Raw genomic sequence first — 21,568 nt, 5'->3', positions numbered from 1 at the left:
ATTAGAAAGGGTCCAAAATGACCAAATTACGTTCACGCTCTGTTTTACAAGGAGCATTCATTCTAACACTAGCCGGATTAATCAGTAAGGTCATCAGTGCGGGCTATCGGGTGCCGCTTCAGAACTTAACCGGAGATCTTGGCTTTTATGTCTATCAACAAGTGTATCCCATTCTCGGGATCGCTCTTATCCTTGCCTTGTACGGGTTCCCGGCAGCTATTTCAAAAGTCGTTTCAGACATAGGCGATGAATCATCCCCTTTATCCATTCCGTCGTTTTTCCTCCCTGTATTCTTGTGGGTGATGATGGCATCTGGACTGATTTTTGTTGCTGGATTTCTGTCATCTCCATGGATTGCTTCTGTGATGGGTGATGAAAAGTTAACAACTTCCTTAAAAACGGCATTTTCTGTTTTTCTTTTTATTCCGTTTGTTTCGATCGTTCGAGGTGCGTTCCAGGGACAAAATGAAATGGGGCCGACAGCTGTATCTCAAATTATCGAACAAGTTTTCAGAGTGGGAATCATTATTGGTTCCGCTGTTTTAGTCATGCGGGGAACGGATGTTTATACAATAGGAATAGGGGCATCACTTGGGTCAATGGCAGGTGCAGTCGCTGCGTTTTCCGTCCTTTTTTATTGGTTAATGAAAAAGAGGAATATGTGGACATGGCGAAGATGGGACAAACAGGTTTCGTATAAACGGACAATTTTTCTGCACGGTCTCCTTATATGTTTAAACTACATGCTGCTTTTGTCTTTGCAGCTCGTTGATGCCTTGACATTGGTCCCAAATCTACAAAAAGCAGGGATGGATCTTGAAGATGCGCGTATGTTGAAAGGGGTATTCGACAGAGGACAGCCACTCATTCAATTAGGGACGGTTCTTGCTTCTTCGCTTGCTCTTGCTCTGATCCCTTCTGTCACCAGGTCAAGAATGAATCAAAATCCTGAAAAAGTGAAAAAGTCAGTGGTCAGCGCTGTGAAAATGACCGTATTCCTTTGTGTTGGAGCAACGGCGGGCCTGATTTTCTTATTCCCAGCCATTAATCAGTCCTTTTTCCAGGACAATCAAGGAACAAGTGCTTTAAGAATTCTGATGCTCGTCATCCTCGGAAGTTCTCTTTCTATTACGTTTTCTTCCATACTGCAGGGGCTAGGTTATATGAAACAAACAGCTGTTATGATTGCCGGAGGGCTGATTATGAAATGGGCTGGAAATATGTTCTTCACTCCTTTTTTTGGTTTAAAAGGAGCTGCAATGGCTTCGGTGATGGCTGTCGCTTTTGTTTTAATCGGAAATATCGTAACCTTAAGACATGAAGTTCCTTGGGAAAAATGGATCAGGCTCCCTTGGAAGGGAATCCTAATTTCTCTTGTAGGAATGATGTTCGGACTATGGCTTGCTAAAATGCTTGCCTTCCTGTTTTTTGACTTAGATGCAAGGTTACCTTTATTCCTGTACACGTTGTCTGTCACAGGATTTGGTGCTTTGATTTATGCTGTTCTTCTCCTTAGAACGGGCAGCTTCACAAATGAAGAATTACATGTCATGCCTTTTCGTAAGGTCGTATGGAAACTTTCGCCGAAAGGAATGGACCAATGAACACCATAACAATTATCGGACTAGGGGCTGCAGATTTAGAGCAGCTCCCACTAGGGGTCTATCGTGAATTGACACAAAACAAAGACCACCTCTATGCGCGGACCCTCGACCACCCAGTCATCCAAGCGTTGCAAAAAGAAGGAATCACATTTGAAAGTTTTGATTCTGTATATGAATCCCATGATCAATTTGGAGATGTGTACACAGAAATTGTTTCCCGTCTCCTTGCCTTTTCTCGTAGACAGGATCTAACCTATGTCGTCCCTGGACATCCGATGCTTGCCGAACGAACGGTTCAATTACTGATTCAGGCACGGGACAGAGGGGAAGTCTCCCTCCATATCAAAGGCGGCCAAAGCTTTCTTGATGCCACGTTCACAGCGCTTGAAATCGACCCGATTGAGGGATTTCAGTTTGCAGACGCTACAGATTTAAAGCGGGAAGAGCTTCAGTTTTTAAATCATTTGATTCTGTGTCAGGTTTACGATTCTTTAATCGCATCAGAAGTCAAATTGACATTGCTTGAAGATTTACCGGCAGAATACCCGGTAACCATAGTCACAGCTGCAGGGAGTGAACACGAAGAGATTGTGACAGTCCCTCTGGAAGAGCTCGACCGCCGCGTGGAAGTGAATAATCTAACCAGTGTTTATATCCCCCCTGTAAAAAAAGAGTCTCTCAACCACAAATTTTTCCGCCTGAGAGAAGTCATCAAGATTCTGAGAAGTCCGGAAGGGTGTCCTTGGGATCGCAAACAGACGCACGAATCACTAAGGAAATATATGATTGAAGAAGCCTATGAGTTCATTGATGCCGTTAACCGCATGGACGACGACCATATGGTAGAAGAGCTTGGTGATGTGCTGCTTCAAGTCATGCTGCACAGCCAAATTGGGGAAGATGAAGGATATTTTACAATTGATGACGTAATAGTATCCATAACGGAAAAAATGATTCGCAGGCATCCTCATGTCTTCGGTGAAATCACAGTAGATTCCTCTGATGAAGTGATCACCAACTGGGAGGCCATCAAAGCAGTGGAAAAAGGAGAGCAGCCGGATTCCATTCTGGATTCCGTTCCCGAGAGTTTTCCCGCCCTGCTTCAAGCGGATGAATTGCAGAAGAAAGCAGCTAAAGTAGGATTCGATTGGGATACTGTTGCTCCTGTCATTGAAAAAGTGGAAGAAGAGTGGCAGGAATTCAAGGAAGCGCGTGATCTCGAAGACCGTGATGAGATGGAAAAGGAGTTCGGAGACTGGCTGTTTGCAATCGTTAATCTAGCCAGACACTACAAGATCAGTAGTGAAAATGCGCTGCAGCGGACGAACCGTAAATTCAGAACCCGTCTTTCATCCATGGAAAAGGAAGCACAAGCAGAAGGACAGCAATTAAAAGATTATGATTTACATTCATTAGAGGAATTATGGGTAAAAGCGAAAGAAAAACATAAAGGAGCGGAATAACATGCGTTTGGATAAATTCTTGAAAATCTCCCGTTTGATCAAAAGACGTACACTTGCGAAAGAAGTGGCTGATCAAGGGCGTATCAGCATCAATGGCGCTCAAAGTAAAGCGGCAAGTAACGTAGCGGTGGGAGACGAGCTGACCATTCAATTTGGCCAGAAAGTGCTGACGATTGAAGTGAAATCATTAAAAGAGAATGTCACGAAAAATGAAGCTGCGACTCTTTATGAAATAAAAAAAGAAGAACCTGTCAATCAATCCTGACAAAGACCACTGCCAGTTTCGGCAGTGGTTTTTTAATGATGATTGTTTTCATCCGGGGTGGCTCTCATCGATGCCTGGCACGTAAAACATCTGATCGGGGCTTCCCAAGGCGCTTCCATATTCTAAAGTTCTAATCTCCTCTTTTTTCTCATAGCTTGTACTAGAGAAGGGGGCTGTGATGAGATGGAAGGTTATGAAAAGAATCAAGGGATACGCAGTCAGCAACCGGTAGAGCATAATGTGAAAGTATGGAATAGAAGAAATATAGAAATCTCAGGTGTAAAAGAAGTGGATAGCTTCGATAGTGAAGAATTCCTCCTGCAGACATCGATGGGGTATCTTGTTGTCCGTGGGCAAAACCTTCAAATGAAAAACCTCGACCTGGATTCTGGAGTCGTGGCAATCAAAGGGAAAATGTATGAAATGACCTACTTGGACGAGCATCAAGGGGAGAAAGCTAAAGGCCTGTTTAGCAAGCTGTTCAAATGACCCTCACCACTCAATTCATAACCATTGTTGCCATGATTGGGGGAGGGATGTTTGTCGGCGCTTCATTGGATACGTTTGAGCGCTTTTTCGGAAAAAGAAAGAGGGGATGGCTTGAAATCATTTATCAACTGAGCTTTTGGCTCTTTCAAGCCTCTTTTCTTTTTTATTTATTGTATCTTGCCAACTATGGAGAGTTGCGGGTTTATGTTTTCGTGGCAATCGTATGTGGATTTGCCGCGTATCGTGCATTGTTTCAGAAACTTTACTTAAGAACACTTGAAATGTGGATCCGGATCAGCCTGGCTGTTTTCCGCTTCTTAAAGAAGACCGTGTATTATTTAATTTTCATCCCCTCGAAATCCATCATTTTCCTTATAATTTCTTTACTTCTTGGCGTTTATAAGATACTTTTAAAGGGTATCATTATATTGTTTCTTGTCGTATTTTATCCGATCCGGCTAATTTTTCGAATCATTTGGCGACTCTTGCCGAAAAACATGAAAAAATACTTAAGGGATTTAGCAGGGGTTCTGGATAAAATGAAGAATACAATGAACAATTGGATGAAACGAATCAAGAAGTAAAGGAGGCCTACTTTCATGGCAAAGAGACAAAAGGAGTCTGTGGCACGTCTGGATTCTACATACATGAAGCACTACGATGCCTATATGGACAGACACCAACGTAAGAAAAAGCGATTAGTCCGCCGTCTCGTTATGTTTGCCCTGTTAGTGTCGATCGTTGCTGGCTCCATGGTGTTTTATTCTATGAAACAACAGTCCTTGTATGCAGATAAGCAGGAGAAATATGAACAGCTGCAGCAAGAGATGAACGCTTTGAAAAAAGAGGAAAAAGGTTTAGAGCAGGAAATTGAACTTCTTAAGGATGAAGAGTACGTGCTGCAAATTGCGCGGACGAACTATTTCTTCTCAAAAGAAGGAGAAATTATATTTAAAATGCCTAATGAGGACCCGTCTTATTGACACTCTTTTCAAAGCTTATATATAATATATAAGAAGGATAATTTTTTTATCGAAAACTTAAGGAGGAGCATTTTTTTTATGTCAATTGAAGTAGGCAGCAAGCTGCAGGGTAAGGTAACGGGTATCACTAATTTCGGAGCGTTCGTCGAGCTTCCAGATGGTAAGACGGGTCTAGTTCACATTAGTGAAGTTGCCGATAACTACGTAAAAGATATTAATGAGCATTTAAGCCAGGGAGACCAGGTGGATGTGAAAGTCATTAATGTCGGAGATGATGGGAAGATTGGTCTTTCCATTAAGAAAGCAAAAGAGAACTACGGTCGTCGCCCACAGAAACCTCGTAAGCCGGCTGAATCATTCGAACAGAAAATGAACCGTTTTATCAAGGATAGTGACGAGCGTCTAGCATCACTGAAGAAGCACACGGAATCCAAACGTGGAGGTCGAGGTGCTAAAAGAGGATAGCTTGCTGTCTAGGACAATGAGTAAAAGGTGCACGTCTTCATAAATAAAAAGCAGATCCTTATCGGATCTGCTTTTTTGTATGCACTCATTTCTTCAACTAAAGCTCCCGATTGTGGAAGACTCCGTTTTGAGATAATCAGGGTTCGTTTGCCTTGTTGGCAGTCAGGGGTGGTTGGGAAGCCGCTCGCTTTCCTGCGGGGATGACGGAGAGCCTCCTCGAGCTCCGCTCTGTGGGGTCTCTCCAGCCAATCCATTCCCGCGGGAGTCTCCCAGCTTCCCAACCGCCCCATTAGTTGAATGTGAGAAACGAACCCCTTTACCAAGCTTGAATGTCTTCCGCTACCTGACTGTTAGAAGCTAGAAGCATAGAATGCTCGGTATCAAACTTTCAAGATTCATGAAACTGGGCGGGGGAGATTTAACCTTAGATTCCTGTTAAGCTGAATAACTGCATATTCTAGAAGTGGTTTTGAGACGCTTATACGGCCAAGTGGCGGAGGGAAAGGGTGAGACTCCTATGGGACGTGTGGGACAGGTGAGACCCCGGAAGGCATAGCCTGAGGAGGCTCACCGCCCGCCCCATGGAAAGCGAACTGTTTCCCGGAGCCACTAAACGCAAACAAACATCTCGAAACCGCTTTTCCGCCATCCTGCCATATTCTTAATAAGTATAAATAAAGAAAAAAGTCGCGTCTCTGTATTAGAGACGCGACTTTTTTAGGACAAGAATGTTTCTGATGACCCGTACGGGATTCGAACCCGTGTTACCGCCGTGAAAGGGCGGTGTCTTAACCACTTGACCAACGGGCCAGTATGTATGGAATAAATAATGGTAGCGGCGGAGGGGATCGAACCCCCGACCTCACGGGTATGAACCGTACGCTCTAGCCAGCTGAGCTACACCGCCATTTTGTTGAATGCTCTCTCGGAAGCACAAAAAATATATTACACCATGTTAAATAAAGTGTCAACAAGAAATAAAAATATCAGATAACTCTGTCTATTTCGCTAGGGAATGAGGAAGATTTTTGGAAAGGAGAGGGCTGCGTGTGGGGAGATTTTGTAGAAACGACCTTTCTTCTTGTGAAAACCATCGAAGTTTTTGTTTCTGCTCTCCTGTTGTTTTGACAAAATGCTTGTTCTGGGTGTGGTTTAATAGGTTTCACAAAGAAGGAGTGATAAAAATGTTAGGAACTGTATCAAAACGAGAAAGTCGTCAATCAACCGTCCGAGGATCCGGGATCGTGAGAGGGTTACAAAAGGCTTCATTCGGTACGTTTTCCTTTATGGCAAACAAAGGGGTCTTCCACATGGTGCTGGCGTTATTATTAGGACGAGCTATCATTCTATCGTCCATGGCCCCTTTTGGCGTAGCATTTTTAGCGGTGATCTGGTGGTTAAAGCGTCCGCTTGTCATACCCGTCACAATTATGATGGCTGCCGGAGCTTCTACATACAGCTACGGTCACGCGGGTTTTATTGTAGGGGCGTCGACGACTTTTTTGCTCTTGAGTCTGGCATTGCGCAAAACAAGTCACCCCCAGAAATGGCTGCCGATGATCGCATTGATGGCAAGCTTGATTCCGAGAACGGTGAGTCTCGCTCTGCTGGATCGTTGGCAGCTCTATGAACTTACTTTGATGGTGGCAGAAGGAGTACTAGCTTTTATCCTTGTACTCATCTTTATGCAAAGCATTCCGCTTTTAACACCACAAAGATATCAACCGTCGTTAACAAATGAAGAGATTGTCTGTTTAATCATATTATTAGCCTCGGTTTTAACAGGGATGATCGGCTGGCAGGTACAGGGCGTTGCCGTCGTCGATATTTTTGCTCGATACTTAGTTATTTTGATGGCCTATATTGCCGGGGCGGCGATTGGGTCAACGGTCGGTGTAGTGACCGGGCTGGTTTTAAGCTTATCCAATATGGATCACATTTATCAAATGAGCCTGCTCGCTTTTTCAGGCTTATTAGGAGGGTTATTAAAAGAGGGGAAAAAAGCCGGGGTGAGCGCTGGACTCATCGTCGGTACTTTACTGATCGGTTTCTATGTAAGCAGTGGAGCTGATCTTCCATCTTCGCTATGGGCTTCGGCCTGGGCAGTGGCTTTATTTATGCTGACTCCAAATTCCTGGGTCAAACAATTATCCAGGTACGTTCCGGGGACGGATGAACATCATTCGGAACAGCAAAAATACTTACAAAAAGTGCGAGACGTCACGGCTGTCAGGGTCGGGAAGTTTTCGGACGTTTTTCAGGCTTTATCGAAAAGTTTCACTCATTTAGAGTCTCCAAAGGAGGATAGCGGGGACACCGAGGAAGTGGACTATTTTTTAAGTCATGTCACGGAAAAAACCTGCCAATCATGTTTTAAGAAAGAAAAATGCTGGGTCAATCTATTTGACGACACCCATAACTTAATGACCGATCTTATGCATGAGTTGGACGAAAGAGGGGAGCCCAGCCGTGTCATGCGAAAGAACGTCGATCAGCATTGCGTCAAACCGCAAAAGTTGATTGATACGATGAATCATGAATTGTCTTTTTATCATGCCAACAAAGAATTGAAGCGTCAGGTGCAGGAAAGCCGGAAGTTTGTAGCTGAGCAGCTCCGGGGCGTCTCTGATGTGATGAATAATTTCGCAAAAGAAATTGTGAAAGAACGGGAGCATCATGAACATAAAGAACAGGTGATCTACCATGCACTTGAACGAATGGGGATGGTCATTCAAAAATTAGAAATCTATTCCTTGGATGCGGGGAACATGGATCTCGAATTAATTGTAGAGATTGATAATTATAGAGGGGAAGGAGCGAAAATCATAGCACCAGTCCTTTCGGATATTCTCGGAGAAACCATTGTTGTCACAATGGAAGAAATCTCTCCATATCCACATGGAAGGTGTTATTTATCATTTGGATCAGCGAAACATTATTCGATTGAATCAGGAGTGGCACATGCCGCTAAGGGGGGAGGGTTCGTTTCAGGGGACAGCTTTACAATGATGGAGCTTGGAAGGGGGAAATATGCATTAGCAATCAGTGATGGAATGGGTAACGGGGAACGTGCTCATGAGGAAAGTATGGAAACGCTGAGGCTGTTGAAACAGATTCTACAATCAGGTATCCAGGAGTCTGTAGCCATTCAGTCGATCAATTCCATATTGTCTTTACGGACAAATGATGAAATTTTTTCAACGTTGGACTTAGCGGTGATTGACCTGCACCAGGCGACGTCCAAGTTCATTAAGGTCGGCAGTACGCCGAGCTATATAAAACGAGGAGATAAAATTTTCACCGTCGAGGCCGGAAACCTGCCAATGGGAATCATCCCGGATGTCGATGTGGATATGAGGAGTGAACAATTGAAGGCAGGAGATTTCCTGATTATGATGAGTGACGGAATTTTAGAAGGTCCGAAGCAAATCGGGAATGTGGACATGTGGCTCAAGCGGAAGATCAGGGAAATTTCAGATGAAGATCCGCAAGCGATGGCTGATCTTTTATTAGAAGAGGTGATACGTACTCAATCTGGATCGATCGTGGATGATATGACCATTATCGTAGCGCGGATCGACCGTTATATGCCGGAGTGGAAGTCAATTCCTTCGGTGAAAAAAGAGGCCTGACCTTAGTATAGAATTCCTCCTTTTCGGCGATGATGGAAGCAACGAATCAGGAGGGATATGCACAATGAAACCAGGCCGATTAAAGCAGATTCTTTTATTGACGGATGGATGCTCGAACCATGGAGAAGACCCTGTCGTCGTCGCAGCGCTTGCGAGGAACCAGGGAATAACGGTCAATGTGATTGGCGTTCTTGACGACCGGCAAAATGGCAGGCCACAAGGGCTTGAAGAAGTAGAAGCGATTGCCGAAGCAGGTGGAGGCGTCAGTCAAATTGTATATCAGAAAAGTTTGTCCCAAACCGTGCAAATGGTGACGAGACAAGCCATGACCCAAACGATTCAAGGGGTTGTTAATAAAGAATTACAAGAGATCCTCGGTAAAAAACAAACCATTGAAGAACTTCCCCCGGAGCAGCGGGGAGAAGTGGTGGAAGTGGTGGATGAACTCGGAGAGAGCTGCGACCTTGAGGTGCTTGTACTGGTGGATACCAGTGCAAGTATGCACCATAAGCTGCCGACTGTGAAGGATGCTCTTTTCGATTTATCCCTTAGTTTAAATGCGAGATCTGGATCAAACCAATTCAGTGTGTATGCTTTTCCGGACCCGAAAAAAACCATTACAAAAATGGTGGGATGGACACCGGAATTGGGTGAAATACATGGGATCTTCTCCAAGTTGAACAGTGGAGGATACACGCCGACGGGGCCTGCCTTAAAAGAGGCGCTTTATGCGTTTGCAGGGAAACCTCTCGATGAGCGGTTGAGAAATGAGGAAGATCCATATGAAGAAACAGGTTTTTGACTTATCCCCTGGTAGTCGAGTAACCGGTAAATGGAGCGGTTGTGCTTATACCATCATCAAAAAAGTGGGTGCTGGAGCCTGCGGAACTGTTTTTTTATGTCGTTCCCATCAAGGGGATACATATGCCCTTAAGATTGGCGAAGATAGTTCCCGAATGATGTTGGAAGTGAATATGCTCAAAAAATTCAGTAAGGTCCAAGGGGTGAAACTTGGGCCTTCTTTTGTTGATGTGGATGACTGGGTGGATCGGTCGGGGCGTACGTTCCCTTTTTATGTGATGGAATACGTAGAAGGAAAACCGGTGACAGAATTTTTGAAAGGGAAGGCCAAGGACTGGATCGGCATTCTGGCTGTTCAATTACTTGCAGACCTTGAAAACCTCCACAAGGCGGGGTATGTATTTGGTGATTTGAAGACGGACAATTTGTTAGTTTCCGGTTCAAAAGTCCGTTGGATCGATGTGGGGGGAGTGACGGCTACAGGACGGGCTATTAAAGAATACACGGAATTTTATGATCGGGGCTATTGGAACATGGGCTCCCGAAAAGCAGAACCTACTTATGATTTGTTTGCCGTTACGATGATCATGATGGAAATGGGCCACCCGGCGAGGTTTGAAAAAGGGAGCCATCCACAAAAGACGCTGGAAAATAAATTGGCCTCATCTCCTGTTCTGAAACCCTATAAACGGGTGATTCAACAATGTTGGAAAGGGAATATACAAAATGCCACACAAATGAAAGACCACCTTTCCGGCGTGCTGATGAAACGTGAAACCCGCCCTGATTCGTCCCGACAGAGGCGCGTGCAGAACAAAAAAGCTGAGAATGTCGAACTTGCTGCTTTAACGGTCGCAACCGGTGTGTTTTTTGCGGTTTCGATTGTTAGTTTCTTCTTCTAATGAATTCACCTTATAAGAGGAGATCGGGTGGATCGGAGAGAGGGGGTCCTCTCCTTTACAAAAATAACTGGGAAATAGATGCTTATCTTTTGAAGTGCTTACGAATAGTGATACGATAGGAAGAGATATACAGACAGAGACAGGGGGAAAACACCTGATGGATCATGCTGTCCATACTTTCATCTCGAAACACCAAATGATCCAGCCGCATCAAACCCTATTGGTGGCTGTTTCCGGGGGGCCGGATTCGGTCGCTCTTTTGCATGTTCTGTGTGCGATGAAGCAAAAGCTTTCCCTTCGTTTGATTGTCCTTTCTGTCGATCATCAATTGAGAGGAGAGGAATCTCAAGCGGATCTTCGTTTTGTGGAGAACATGTGCGAAGAATGGGGCGTCGAATTTGTTGGGACTTCTGTGGATGTCCCTGCGTATAAGAAAGATACAGGGAAAGGTACGCAGGAAGCGGCGAGGGAATTGAGGTACGCGTTCTTTGAAAAGATGATGTATGCCTATGAAGCGGATGCACTTGCTATGGGGCATCACGGTGACGATCAGGCAGAAACGATACTGATGCAGCTTATGCGCAGTGCACGACCGGAGGCGGTTCAGGGCATGCCTGCCACAAGGCGTTTCGCTTGTGGTAAGATCATCCGTCCATTCCTTACGGCTTCCAAAGATCAAATCGCTTCTTATCTGAAAGATCAATCCTTAGAGGTGAGGATGGATCCGTCCAATGAGGAAACGGAGTACACTCGTAATGCAATTAGGCAGCACCTCTTGCCTTTTATAAAAGAAAGCAACCCCCAATTTCATAAGCATATGCAGGTGTGGAGCGAGAGAGCGAGAGAAGAAAGATCATACATAAATGAGCAGGCCCAAAAAGTCTTGGAAACTGTCCATTTTTCTTCAAATGTTGAGAAATTCGTACAATTATCAAAACAAACTTTCAAAACATTCCCGCTTGCTTTACAAAGGACAGCCTTTCATCTAATATTGAACTATCTGTATGTGAACCAAAACGAAGACATTTCTTACTTGCATGAAGAAATGTTCATGAACCTTTTAAATGATGAAAAACCGAATGCTTCCCTGGACTTTCCGGAAGGGTTGAAAATCATCCGTGCCTATGATGACATCACTTTTTCTTTTTCAAAAGAAGAATGGAAGGGGTACTCCTTCATACTTGATATGGGGGAGGAGCTTCAACTTCCTGATGGAGCACAAATCAGGGCGGATTGGTTCAGTGGAGACGGTACAGAAGATGCTTATACGTATCTATGTGATTCGCATCACGTAAAACTTCCCCTTGTCGTGCGGACGAGGCGGGAGGGAGATCGAATGCAACTGAGAGGGATGAACGGCTCGAAAAAAGTAAAAGATATTTTTATCGACCAAAAGATCCCGGCCCGTCTGCGCCTTACCTGGCCGATCGTTACAGATCAAGCAGGAAAGATCCTTTGGGTCGTCGGTTTGAAAAAAGGCGGGGAGCGTACTAGCCTTTCATCAGGTCCATGGCTTCGGTTACATTATAAAAACAAAGCAGACACGTAGGAGGAGCAATCATGCATAACGAAATTGAAAAGGTCTTGATTTCTGAAGAGGAAATTCAGGCAAAGTGTAAAGAGCTGGGAGCGGAACTTTCGAAAGAATATGAAGATCGTTTTCCTTTGGCGATCGGGGTATTGAAAGGCGCCCTTCCGTTTATGACTGATTTGCTGAAACGCATGGAAACCCATTTGGAAATGGATTTCATGGATGTTTCCAGCTATCACGGAGGTATGGAATCTTCAGGAGAAGTCAAAATTGTTAAAGACCTTGATACGAAGGTTGAGGGTCGCGACATTTTGATCATTGAAGATATTATCGATAGTGGTCGAACACTTGCCTATCTCGTGGACTTATTCAAGTACCGCAAAGCAAAGTCCATTAAAATCGTTACCCTGCTTGATAAACCGACGGGACGAAGCGCGGATATTAAAGCAGATACAGTTGGGTTCGAAGTTCCTGATGAATTCGTTGTCGGGTATGGATTGGACTATGAAGAAAAGTATCGTAACCTTCCGTACGTCGGAGTGTTGAAGCCTGAGGTTTATGGAGGTTAAAAGTCAACCTGCAGTGGCAAGTTTGAAAGTGTTCATGTCAAGGGTAATTAGTTGTGTCGGCCGTTTTTGGTATGGTAGTATTTACTATAGTTTTTCTCGTTTGGGAGGAGGTAGGCAATGAACCGGATCTTTCGTAATACCATATTTTACTTACTTATCTTCCTCGTGGTTATCGGCGTGGTCGGTCTATTCCGAGGTCAAGGTGATCCGCAAACAGAATATAATGTCAATGAATTCTACAATAAATTGAATAATGGTGAAATCCAGGAAATGACGATTCAGCCTGTCAATGGGGTGATTCGTGTAACTGGTCAAGAGCAGGGAGCGGAAGAGGGCGAAACTTTCGTCGCGCAACTTCCAGCTAATGATGAAGTCATTGCTCAAATTACTCAGACAGCTCAAGAACAGAGTAATCTGACGGTTGAGCAGGAAGAGCAGCCCAGCGCATGGGTAACTTTCCTGACGTCCATCATCCCGTTCGTCATTATCTTTATTTTGTTCTTCTTCTTGCTTAACCAGGCGCAGGGCGGCGGAAGTCGTGTCATGAACTTTGGTAAGAGTAAGGCGAAGATGTACTCAGAAGAAAAGAAAAAAGTGCGTTTCAAAGATGTTGCCGGAGCAGATGAAGAGAAGCAGGAACTTGTTGAGGTCGTTGACTTCCTAAAAGATCCTCGTAAATTCTCTGCTGTCGGTGCCCGTATTCCTAAGGGTGTCCTATTAGTTGGACCTCCAGGTACAGGTAAAACATTGCTTGCACGTGCGGTAGCTGGTGAAGCGGGAGTACCATTCTTCTCCATCAGTGGTTCTGACTTTGTTGAAATGTTCGTCGGTGTCGGTGCATCCCGTGTCCGTGACTTGTTTGAAAATGCGAAAAAGAACGCGCCAGGCATCATCTTCATTGATGAAATTGATGCTGTAGGTCGTCAACGTGGAGCTGGTCTTGGCGGAGGTCACGATGAGCGTGAACAAACGTTGAACCAATTGCTTGTTGAAATGGACGGTTTCGGTGTCAATGAAGGGATCATCATCATCGCTGCGACTAACCGTCCGGACATTCTGGACCCAGCCCTTCTACGTCCGGGTCGTTTCGACCGTCAAATCACAGTCGATCGTCCAGATGTCAAAGGCCGTGAAGCGGTACTTGCTGTACACGCCAAGAACAAGCCGTTGTCTGAGAATGTCGACTTGAAGACGATTGCACTACGTACACCTGGTTTTTCTGGTGCCGACTTGGAAAACTTATTGAACGAAGCCGCTCTTGTAGCAGCACGTGGAGATAAGAAGAAAGTCGACATGGATGACGTAGATGAAGCGATTGACCGTGTAATCGCAGGGCCAGCCAAGAAGAGTCGTGTTATTTCTAAGAAAGAACGCGATATTGTTGCCCACCACGAGAGTGGACACACGGTAATCGGTATGGTGCTTGATGATGCGGACATGGTCCATAAAGTTACAATTGTTCCTCGTGGGCAGGCAGGTGGATATGCCGTTATGCTTCCTAAGGAAGATCGTTACTTCATGACGAAACCAGAATTGTTCGATAAGATTACAGGATTACTCGGTGGTCGTGTTGCTGAAGAAATCATCTTTGGCGAAGTAAGTACTGGTGCTCATAATGACTTCCAGCGTGCTACCAGTATTGCACGCAAAATGGTTACAGAGTATGGAATGAGTGAAAAACTTGGTCCGCTTCAGTTCGGCTCTAATTCTGGTGGTCAGGTCTTCCTTGGACGTGACATCCAGAACGAACAGAACTACAGTGACCAGATTGCTTATGAAATCGACCAGGAAGTGAAGAACTTCATTCAGTACTGTTATGACCGTGCAAAAACGATCCTTACTGAAAATAAAGATAAGCTCGAGTTAATTGCGAAGACATTACTAGATGTCGAAACACTCGATGCAACTCAAATTCGTTCTCTATTTGATAAAGGTCGTCTTCCGACAGATGAAGAGCTTGAAGAAATCGCACGTGAACACAATGCGAAAATCAAGAACAACACGTCTTCCAACAATGAGGATGTCCGTGTGACCATTCAGTCCAAAGAAGACGAACAAGTAGAAGAGACAGAGACTCATGAAGAAACGAAGGAAGAAAAAAAAGATGAAGGTCCATCTGATTCAGAGGATCGTCGTTCTTAAAGGTTCATGAGCAAAGCCACATCAATCCTGAAACGGGAGGTGTGGCTTTTTCTGTGTCCTGAAAGAGCGTAACGGCAGGTTCTTGTGATATGATGGTAGCCGAAGGAAATGACACGGGAGGCTTCATGTATGAATTTTGTCCTTGATGTGGGAAATACCAATACTGTGTTAGGCGTATTTGAAAATAACTCTTTAAAGTATCAGTGGAGGATTAAAACCGATCGTCATAAAACAGAAGACGAGTTCGGAATGTTGATTAAATCACTCTTCGATCATGAAGGGTTGAGTTTTGAAGATATGGACGGTGTCATCATTTCGTCCGTCGTACCACCGATCATGTTTGCACTTGATCGTATGTCTCGGTATTATTTTAAAAAGCAGCCGATGATTATAGGGGAGGGGATGGTGGATCACGGATTGCCGATGAAATACCCAAACCCTAATGAAATCGGTGCCGATCGAGTGGTCAATGCGGTAGGTGCCATTGATGAGTATCCTCTTCCTTTAGTCATCATCGACTTTGGAACAGCCACAACTTATTGTTATATTAATGCTGAAGGGGAATACCTTGGGGGTGCCATTGCCCCAGGGGTCAATATCTCAATGGAAGCTCTTTACGCGAAAGCAGCCAAACTGCCAAAAATCGAAATTAAGAGTCCGGAACATGTGATTGGTCAAAGTACAGTCGAAGCCATGCAGTCCGGCGTCTACTATGGATATGTAGGTCAGGTCGATGAAGTCGTGCGTCGAATGAAGGAAACATCCGAACAGACACCGACGGTTATCGCTACCGGTGGTCTTGCCAATTTAATCGCCGGTCAATCAAGGACGATCGATCATGTCGATCCTTACTTGACGTTGAAAGGTCTTCATAAGATATATCAAAGGAACAAAGAGAAAAAAGCGTTTAAAGGAGAATGAATAGCATGTCAGATTATTTAGTGCGTGCCATAGGTTTCGACGGACAGGTCAGGGCTTATGCCATTCAGTCAACAGAAACTGTCGAAGAGGCTAGACGCAGACAAGATACGTGGGCAACGACTTCAGCAGCACTAGGACGTACGTTAACCATCAGTGGTATGATGGGAGCGATGCTTAAGGGTAATGATAAGCTTACAGTGAAGGTCGAAGGAGATGGACCAGCCGGCGCCATTATCGCAGATGCCAACTCTAAAGGGGAAGTTCGTGGATACATCAAAAACCCCCATGTTGATTTTGAATCGAATGCCCAAGGGAAGTTGGATGTGGCCCGAGCAGTTGGAACGTCAGGGACGTTGAGTATCGTGAAGGATTTGGGGATGAAAGACCATTTTACAGGTCAAGTTCCACTGGTTTCTGGTGAGATCAGTGAAGATTTCACTTATTACTTTGCAAATTCTGAGCAAGTACCTTCAGCTGTTGGAGCTGGAGTGCTTGTAGATACGGACTACTCCATTCTTGCTGCCGGAGGATTTATTGTACAAATGATGCCGGGAGCTGATGATGAGACAACGAGCCAAATTGAAAAGAGACTCTCAGAAATGCCTGCAATTTCTTCTCTCGTACGCGACGGTAAAACTCCTGAAGAAATTCTGCAAACAGTTCTAGGAGAAGAAAATGTGCGCGTACTGGACACGGTCCCAGTGAAATTTCAGTGTCACTGCTCACGAGAGCGCGTGGAAATGGCCATTGCGAGTCTCGGTAATGAAGAAATAGAGCGAATGATCAATGAGGATCAGGGAGCAGAAGCGAAGTGCCACTTCTGTAATGAAGATTACCAGTTCAACGTAGAAGACCTAAAGGAGCTGCAATCTCAAGACACGGATTCCACTTCATAATCTAAAACCGATAATGATATAATAAAAGGCGAAACCACGGTTTCGCCTTTTCCTTTAACGAAGCATGATTGAAATGTTTGACAATTGTATTCTTATTCAGTACATTAGGTTTAAATCCTATTAAAATACTTGGTTTTGGGAGTGAGTGTATTGAGAATCGTAAATAACGTAAGCGAATTAGTCGGGCAAACTCCAATGGTCAAACTGAACGGAAGTGCAGAGGAAGACAGTGCAGATATTTATCTGAAACTGGAATACATGAATCCGGGCAGTTCCGTAAAAGATCGTATTGCTCTTTCAATGATTGAAGAAGCTGAAAAAGACGGCAGCCTTAAAGAGGGCGATACCATTGTAGAACCGACGAGCGGGAATACGGGGATTGGTCTGGCTATGATCGCTGCAGCTAAAGGTTACAAAGCCATACTCGTTATGCCGGACACGATGAGTCAAGAACGCCGTAACCTACTGCGCGCCTATGGGGCAGAACTCGTTCTCACTCCAGGGAGTGAAGGAATGAAAGGTGCCATTAAAAAGGCAGCAGAACTTCAAGAGCAGAAGGGCTATTTTATGCCTCAACAGTTCAACAATGAAGCGAACCCACTCATTCACGAAAAAACAACTGGGCCTGAAATTGTCGAGCAAATGGGTGACCAACTGGATGCATTCGTTGCTGGTATCGGAACAGGTGGAACCATTACGGGCGCAGGTAAAGTGTTAAAGGAAAAATATCCGGACATTAAAATTTATGCGATTGAACCGGAAGAATCCCCGGTCTTATCCGGTGGAGATCCTGGTCCACACAAGATCCAGGGAATCGGAGCAGGTTTTGTGCCTGGTATCTTGAATACGGAAATCTATGATGAAGTCATTAAAGTTACGAAAGAGGATTCGTTCGAAGCTGCTAGAGAAGCTGCAAGAAAAGATGGGATTCTGGGAGGGATTTCTTCCGGATCCGCTATCCATGTGGCGAAGCAGGTGGCCAAAAAGCTTGGTAAAGGGAAGAAGGTTGTAGCGGTCATTCCTAGTAATGGTGAGCGTTATCTATCTACTCCGCTTTATCAGTTCGACGAAGAATAAGGTTAGACAACTGCACCTCCATGAGGTGCAGTTTTTTATTTGTGTTTCTAACCGTGCACGTGTGATAGAAATTTTGAAATGATGTAAGATAGGGGAAGAGAATGATGGAAACGAGGGAAACCAATGCACACCAAATTAAGGACTTCTGAAAAAACGTTCGATTTAACAAAGGAAACTCTTGTGATGGGGATTCTAAATATCACACCCGATTCTTTTTCTGACGGAGGGCTTTACTTCAATCTCGATCACGCTGTAAAACAAGCGAAGATGATGGAGGAAGAAGGTGCACATATCATTGATATCGGTGGTGAATCCACTCGCCCCGGTCATCAGCCTGTAACGGCTGAGGAGGAACTGGCGCGTATCGTCCCTGCGATTGAGGCCGTCAAAAAGGCCGTTCATCTTCCTATTTCCATTGATACTTATAAAGCAGAAGTGGCTGAAAAGGCGATGAAGGCGGGTGCGTCGATCATCAATGATGTATGGGGGGCGCGTAAGGAACCTGCTATTGCTGATGTTGCTGCCCGTTATGGTGTACCGATCATCCTTACGCATAACCGGTCAGATAGAAATTACACGTCTTTAATGGAAGACATGAAAAATGACCTCCGAAAAAGCATTAAAACAGCCAAGGATGCGGGTGTTAAGGATGAGAATATCATCCTTGATCCAGGTATCGGTTTTGCAAAAAGCCAAGCACAAAACTTGGAGGTCATGCGAAACTTGGCAGCATTAAAGGAACTCGGTTACCCGGTTTTGTTAGGTACCTCCAGGAAATCATTTATCGGTACAGCCCTGGACCTTCCGAAAGATGAACGGATGGAAGGAACAGGTGCAACCGTCTGTTATGGAGTGGCTCAAGGCATGGATATTGTGAGGGTACATGATGTAAAGCCGATTGTACGGATGACAAAAATGATGGATGCTATGCTCGGGAAGGGTGAAGGAATTGGATAAAATATATGTGAATCAAATGGAGTTTTGGGGATATCATGGTCTCTTTCCGGAAGAGAACAAACTTGGACAACGTTTCTATGTGGATCTTGAGCTTGAGTTGGACTTGAAGCCGGCAGCTGAATCGGATGATATGACAAAATCAATTGATTATGGTGCCATTTACGAGGTCACTAAAAAAACAGTGGAAGGGAAACACCACAAACTCGTTGAAACAGTGGCGGAAAAGATAGCGAGTGAACTTTTCACTGAGTTCCCGCTGTTGGAAGGGTGCCTCGTAAAAGTATATAAGCCTGATCCTCCAATTCCGGGACATTATAAATCCGTGGCGATTGAGATCTATCGGAGACCGGAAAAATGAATATCGCTTATATTGCTTTAGGTTCGAACATTTCACCACGGGAATCCTATCTTAAAGACGCTGTTTCTCTACTTGAAGAGCATGAGGATATAACCGTCCTAAAAAAATCATCGGTCTATGAAACAGCCCCTGTCGGATACACAGAACAAAACGACTTCTTAAATATGGCCATTCAAGTGGAAACAGAATTATCCCCTTCCTTATTGCTGGAGTACTGCCAGAGCATTGAACAGGGGCTGGGGAGAAAACGTGTGATAAAATGGGGGCCGCGTACGATTGACCTCGATATTCTGCTTTATAATCAGGAATATATGAAAACAGAGCAATTAACGATTCCCCATCCCCATATGCACGAACGGGCGTTTGTTATGGTCCCGTTAGCAGATGTAGATGCTAAAGCTTACCTCCCTCACTTACAACAAACAGCGGGAGAAGTTCTAGGGTTGCTCCCTTCAGAAGAAGTGAGAAGCATGAGTGAGTGGGGAAGAATTTAGTAATAGTCTGTAAGGTCAAATCGAAGGTGCACAATACATTTGTATTCAATGGGAGTTGAACGAGAGGGGGAAATGCAAGAATCCTTACCCTTTCAACATTGACACGCCCATAGTACTTTTTTATACTAAACGATAGTTAGATGCTGCCAGTCCTATGCTGGCAGTTTTTGTTATTGTAACGGTAAGTACCCAAAAAGATCAGGGAATGGAGTGATAGCAATGACAGAAGAACTCAATGAACATATGCGGGTGCGTCGCGATAAGATGAATACTCACCGCGAGCAGGGCATCGACCCGTTCGGTGACAAATTCGACCGCACGGATTACGCCCAAGACTTAATAGAGAAGTACGATCAATATACGAAAGAGGAACTCGAGGAAAAGCAGTTCCCAACAACCATCGCTGGACGAATCATGACGAAGCGTGGAAAAGGAAAAGCGGGTTTTGCACATATTCAGGACCTTACCGGCCAAATTCAACTTTATGTTCGTAAAGATGAAATTGGGGAGGAAGCTTACGACAACCTCTTCAAGTCTGCGGATTTAGGAGATATCGTAGGAGTTACAGGTGTGATGTTCAAGACCAACGTAGGAGAACTTTCTGTGAAAGCGGCGGAATATCAATTGCTTACGAAGTCTCTACGTCCACTTCCTGAAAAATTCCATGGATTGCAGGATGTCGAGCAGCGTTATCGTCAGCGTTACTTAGACCTTATTACGAATCCTGATAGCAGAGACACGTTTGTTCTGCGCAGTAAGATCATTCAATCTATGCGCCGTTACCTAGATGGGTTAGGTTTCTTAGAAGTAGAAACTCCATTGATGCACGGGATCGCAGGGGGAGCTTCCGCCCGTCCTTTCATTACACACCACAATGCACTGGATATGCAGTTGTATATGCGTATCGCTATTGAGTTGCACTTGAAGCGCTTGATAGTAGGTGGGTTGGAAAAAGTATATGAGATCGGACGTGTATTCCGTAATGAAGGAATCTCTACTCGTCACAACCCTGAGTTTACGATGATTGAGCTGTATGAAGCCTATGCTGATTACCATGACATCATGAATCTGACGGAAAACATGGTTGCTCATATCGCTAAAGAGGTTCTTGGTACAACGAAAGTCACTTACAATGAACAAGAAATTGATCTCGAGCCAGAATGGACACGACTTCATATGGTAGATGCTATCAAAGAGCACACAGGCGTGGACTTCTGGGAGCAAATGTCTGATGATCAAGCGAAAGAGCTTGCTAAAGAACATGGTATTGATATTGGAGATACGATGACATTTGGTCATATTGTGAATGAATTCTTTGAACAGCGCGTAGAGGAAAAATTAATTCAGCCTACCTTTATTTATGGGCACCCGACCGAAATCTCTCCTCTTGCGAAGAAGAATCCTGAGGATGGAAGATTTACGGATCGATTCGAATTGTTCATTGTTGGACGCGAACATGCGAATGCTTTCTCTGAGTTGAATGACCCGATCGATCAACGGGAACGTTTTGAAGCTCAGCTGAAAGAAAGAGAAGAAGGAAATGATGAAGCACATATGATGGATGAAGACTTCATTGAGGCTCTTGAATATGGGATGCCTCCAACAGGCGGTTTAGGAATCGGAATCGATCGTCTAGTCATGCTCCTGACAGACTCTCCATCTATTCGTGACGTTCTGCTGTTCCCACAAATGAGAAATCGTGAATCATAAGCTTTTTAATCCCTCCAGATACTTCTGGAGGGATTGTTTTTTATCCGTTGTATCACTTATTATAGGAAGAGTAATAATCTGAATTATCTTTTTAAGAAAAACCTATTGCGTGGTTTTGGATCCCGTGATATATTATTATTTGTCGCGTTAAGAGAGCGGCAAGCCGCAAACGGCTTAACAAAATAAATCATAAAAAGTTGTTGACGAAAACAACTGCACATGATATATTAATTAAGTCGCTGTTTTGAAGCGGCAAACAAAACATTTGATCTTTGAAAACTGAACGAACCAACCAGTACGTCAAAACAT

General features: G+C 44.4%; 20 protein-coding genes and 2 tRNA genes. 20 read left to right on the top strand and 2 right to left on the bottom strand.

Translation table 11 applies throughout. The features are described from left to right. The first annotated feature begins 17 nt into the window (after window positions 1–17). The 7 genes from ACQ4XT_RS05005 (at window position 18) to ACQ4XT_RS04975 (ending at window position 5,269) form a co-directional block, all read left to right on the top strand. A complete protein-coding gene (locus ACQ4XT_RS05005) occupies window positions 18–1,604 on the top strand; it encodes a putative polysaccharide biosynthesis protein (protein ID WP_446852717.1) in 1,587 nt (528 codons plus the stop codon). Then, window positions 1,601–3,067, top strand: coding sequence for a bifunctional methyltransferase/pyrophosphohydrolase YabN (gene yabN, locus ACQ4XT_RS05000; RefSeq protein WP_446852716.1), 1,467 nt, complete (start codon window positions 1,601–1,603; stop codon window positions 3,065–3,067). Before ACQ4XT_RS05005 ends, yabN begins: the two co-directional genes overlap by 4 nt. Before the next feature lies 1 nt (window position 3,068). Continuing rightward, a complete protein-coding gene (locus tag ACQ4XT_RS04995; protein ID WP_089654590.1) occupies window positions 3,069–3,332 on the top strand; it encodes an RNA-binding S4 domain-containing protein in 264 nt (87 codons plus the stop codon). A 183-nt stretch (window positions 3,333–3,515) separates the two neighbouring features. Beyond that, complete coding sequence (yabP, locus tag ACQ4XT_RS04990; RefSeq protein ID WP_220586281.1) at window positions 3,516–3,821, top strand: sporulation protein YabP; 306 nt, start codon at window positions 3,516–3,518, stop codon at window positions 3,819–3,821. Further along, the gene (yabQ, locus tag ACQ4XT_RS04985; RefSeq protein WP_446852715.1) at window positions 3,818–4,405 is read left to right on the top strand and encodes a spore cortex biosynthesis protein YabQ; all 588 of its coding nucleotides are present in this window, start codon (window positions 3,818–3,820) and stop codon (window positions 4,403–4,405) included. Before yabP ends, yabQ begins: the two co-directional genes overlap by 4 nt. 15 nt (window positions 4,406–4,420) lie before the next feature. Further along, on the top strand, window positions 4,421–4,804 hold the full coding sequence (locus ACQ4XT_RS04980) for an FtsB family cell division protein (protein WP_446852714.1): 384 nt from the start codon (window positions 4,421–4,423) through the stop codon (window positions 4,802–4,804). A gap of 78 nt (window positions 4,805–4,882) precedes the next feature. Further along, window positions 4,883–5,269: a S1 domain-containing RNA-binding protein gene (locus ACQ4XT_RS04975; RefSeq protein ID WP_089654586.1), complete on the top strand. Its 387-nt coding sequence runs from the start codon at window positions 4,883–4,885 to the stop codon at window positions 5,267–5,269. A gap of 738 nt (window positions 5,270–6,007) precedes the next feature. Here the strand turns inward: ACQ4XT_RS04975 and ACQ4XT_RS04970 are convergent. Both ACQ4XT_RS04970 and ACQ4XT_RS04965 read right to left on the bottom strand, forming a co-directional pair. After that, a tRNA-Glu gene (locus ACQ4XT_RS04970) sits at window positions 6,008–6,079 on the bottom strand. Window positions 6,080–6,099: 20 nt separating this feature from the next. Further along, window positions 6,100–6,176 (bottom strand) — tRNA-Met (locus ACQ4XT_RS04965). A 277-nt stretch (window positions 6,177–6,453) separates the two neighbouring features. On the opposite strand from ACQ4XT_RS04965, the gene spoIIE reads away from it, so the two are divergent. The 13 genes from spoIIE to lysS all read left to right on the top strand — a co-directional run bounded on the left by spoIIE (window position 6,454) and on the right by lysS (window position 21,259). Beyond that, window positions 6,454–8,901, top strand: a complete 2,448-nt coding sequence (gene spoIIE / locus ACQ4XT_RS04960) for a stage II sporulation protein E (RefSeq protein ID WP_446852713.1) — start codon at window positions 6,454–6,456, stop codon at window positions 8,899–8,901. Between the two features lie 64 nt (window positions 8,902–8,965). Then, on the top strand, window positions 8,966–9,703 hold the full coding sequence (locus tag ACQ4XT_RS04955; protein WP_446852712.1) for a vWA domain-containing protein: 738 nt from the start codon (window positions 8,966–8,968) through the stop codon (window positions 9,701–9,703). Then, window positions 9,684–10,604, top strand: a complete 921-nt coding sequence (gene prkT / locus ACQ4XT_RS04950; protein WP_446852711.1) for a serine/threonine protein kinase PrkT — start codon at window positions 9,684–9,686, stop codon at window positions 10,602–10,604. Before ACQ4XT_RS04955 ends, prkT begins: the two co-directional genes overlap by 20 nt. Window positions 10,605–10,761: 157 nt before the next feature. Continuing rightward, entirely contained in the window at window positions 10,762–12,153 is a 1,392-nt protein-coding gene (tilS, locus tag ACQ4XT_RS04945; RefSeq protein ID WP_446852710.1) for a tRNA lysidine(34) synthetase TilS, read from the top strand. Window positions 12,154–12,164: 11 nt separating this feature from the next. Then, a complete protein-coding gene (gene hpt, locus ACQ4XT_RS04940) occupies window positions 12,165–12,704 on the top strand; it encodes a hypoxanthine phosphoribosyltransferase (RefSeq protein WP_115824762.1) in 540 nt (179 codons plus the stop codon). Between the two features lie 117 nt (window positions 12,705–12,821). Continuing rightward, entirely contained in the window at window positions 12,822–14,846 is a 2,025-nt protein-coding gene (ftsH, locus tag ACQ4XT_RS04935) for an ATP-dependent zinc metalloprotease FtsH (RefSeq protein WP_206948378.1), read from the top strand. 129 nt (window positions 14,847–14,975) lie between these two features. Continuing rightward, complete coding sequence (locus tag ACQ4XT_RS04930) at window positions 14,976–15,767, top strand: type III pantothenate kinase (RefSeq protein WP_446852709.1); 792 nt, start codon at window positions 14,976–14,978, stop codon at window positions 15,765–15,767. 5 nt (window positions 15,768–15,772) lie between these two features. Then, the gene (hslO, locus tag ACQ4XT_RS04925) at window positions 15,773–16,663 is read left to right on the top strand and encodes an Hsp33 family molecular chaperone HslO (RefSeq protein ID WP_446852708.1); all 891 of its coding nucleotides are present in this window, start codon (window positions 15,773–15,775) and stop codon (window positions 16,661–16,663) included. Between the two features lie 150 nt (window positions 16,664–16,813). Further along, window positions 16,814–17,740 carry a cysteine synthase A gene (gene cysK / locus ACQ4XT_RS04920; protein WP_446852707.1) on the top strand — a complete coding sequence of 309 codons (927 nt, stop codon included), beginning with the start codon at window positions 16,814–16,816 and terminating at the stop codon, window positions 17,738–17,740. 123 nt (window positions 17,741–17,863) lie between these two features. Next, a complete protein-coding gene (gene folP / locus ACQ4XT_RS04915; protein ID WP_446852706.1) occupies window positions 17,864–18,697 on the top strand; it encodes a dihydropteroate synthase in 834 nt (277 codons plus the stop codon). Continuing rightward, window positions 18,690–19,055, top strand: a complete 366-nt coding sequence (gene folB / locus ACQ4XT_RS04910; RefSeq protein WP_146818712.1) for a dihydroneopterin aldolase — start codon at window positions 18,690–18,692, stop codon at window positions 19,053–19,055. Before folP ends, folB begins: the two co-directional genes overlap by 8 nt. After that, complete coding sequence (gene folK / locus ACQ4XT_RS04905; RefSeq protein WP_446852705.1) at window positions 19,052–19,549, top strand: 2-amino-4-hydroxy-6-hydroxymethyldihydropteridine diphosphokinase; 498 nt, start codon at window positions 19,052–19,054, stop codon at window positions 19,547–19,549. Before folB ends, folK begins: the two co-directional genes overlap by 4 nt. A 219-nt stretch (window positions 19,550–19,768) precedes the next feature. Then, on the top strand, window positions 19,769–21,259 hold the full coding sequence (gene lysS, locus ACQ4XT_RS04900) for a lysine--tRNA ligase (protein ID WP_446852704.1): 1,491 nt from the start codon (window positions 19,769–19,771) through the stop codon (window positions 21,257–21,259). The last annotated feature ends 309 nt before the right edge of the window (window positions 21,260–21,568 follow it).

Source organism: Halobacillus sp. 12SKB (assembly GCF_052941655.1).
The sequence above is the reverse complement of the archived record's forward strand: the minus strand, read 5'-3'. Positions and strand labels throughout refer to the sequence as shown.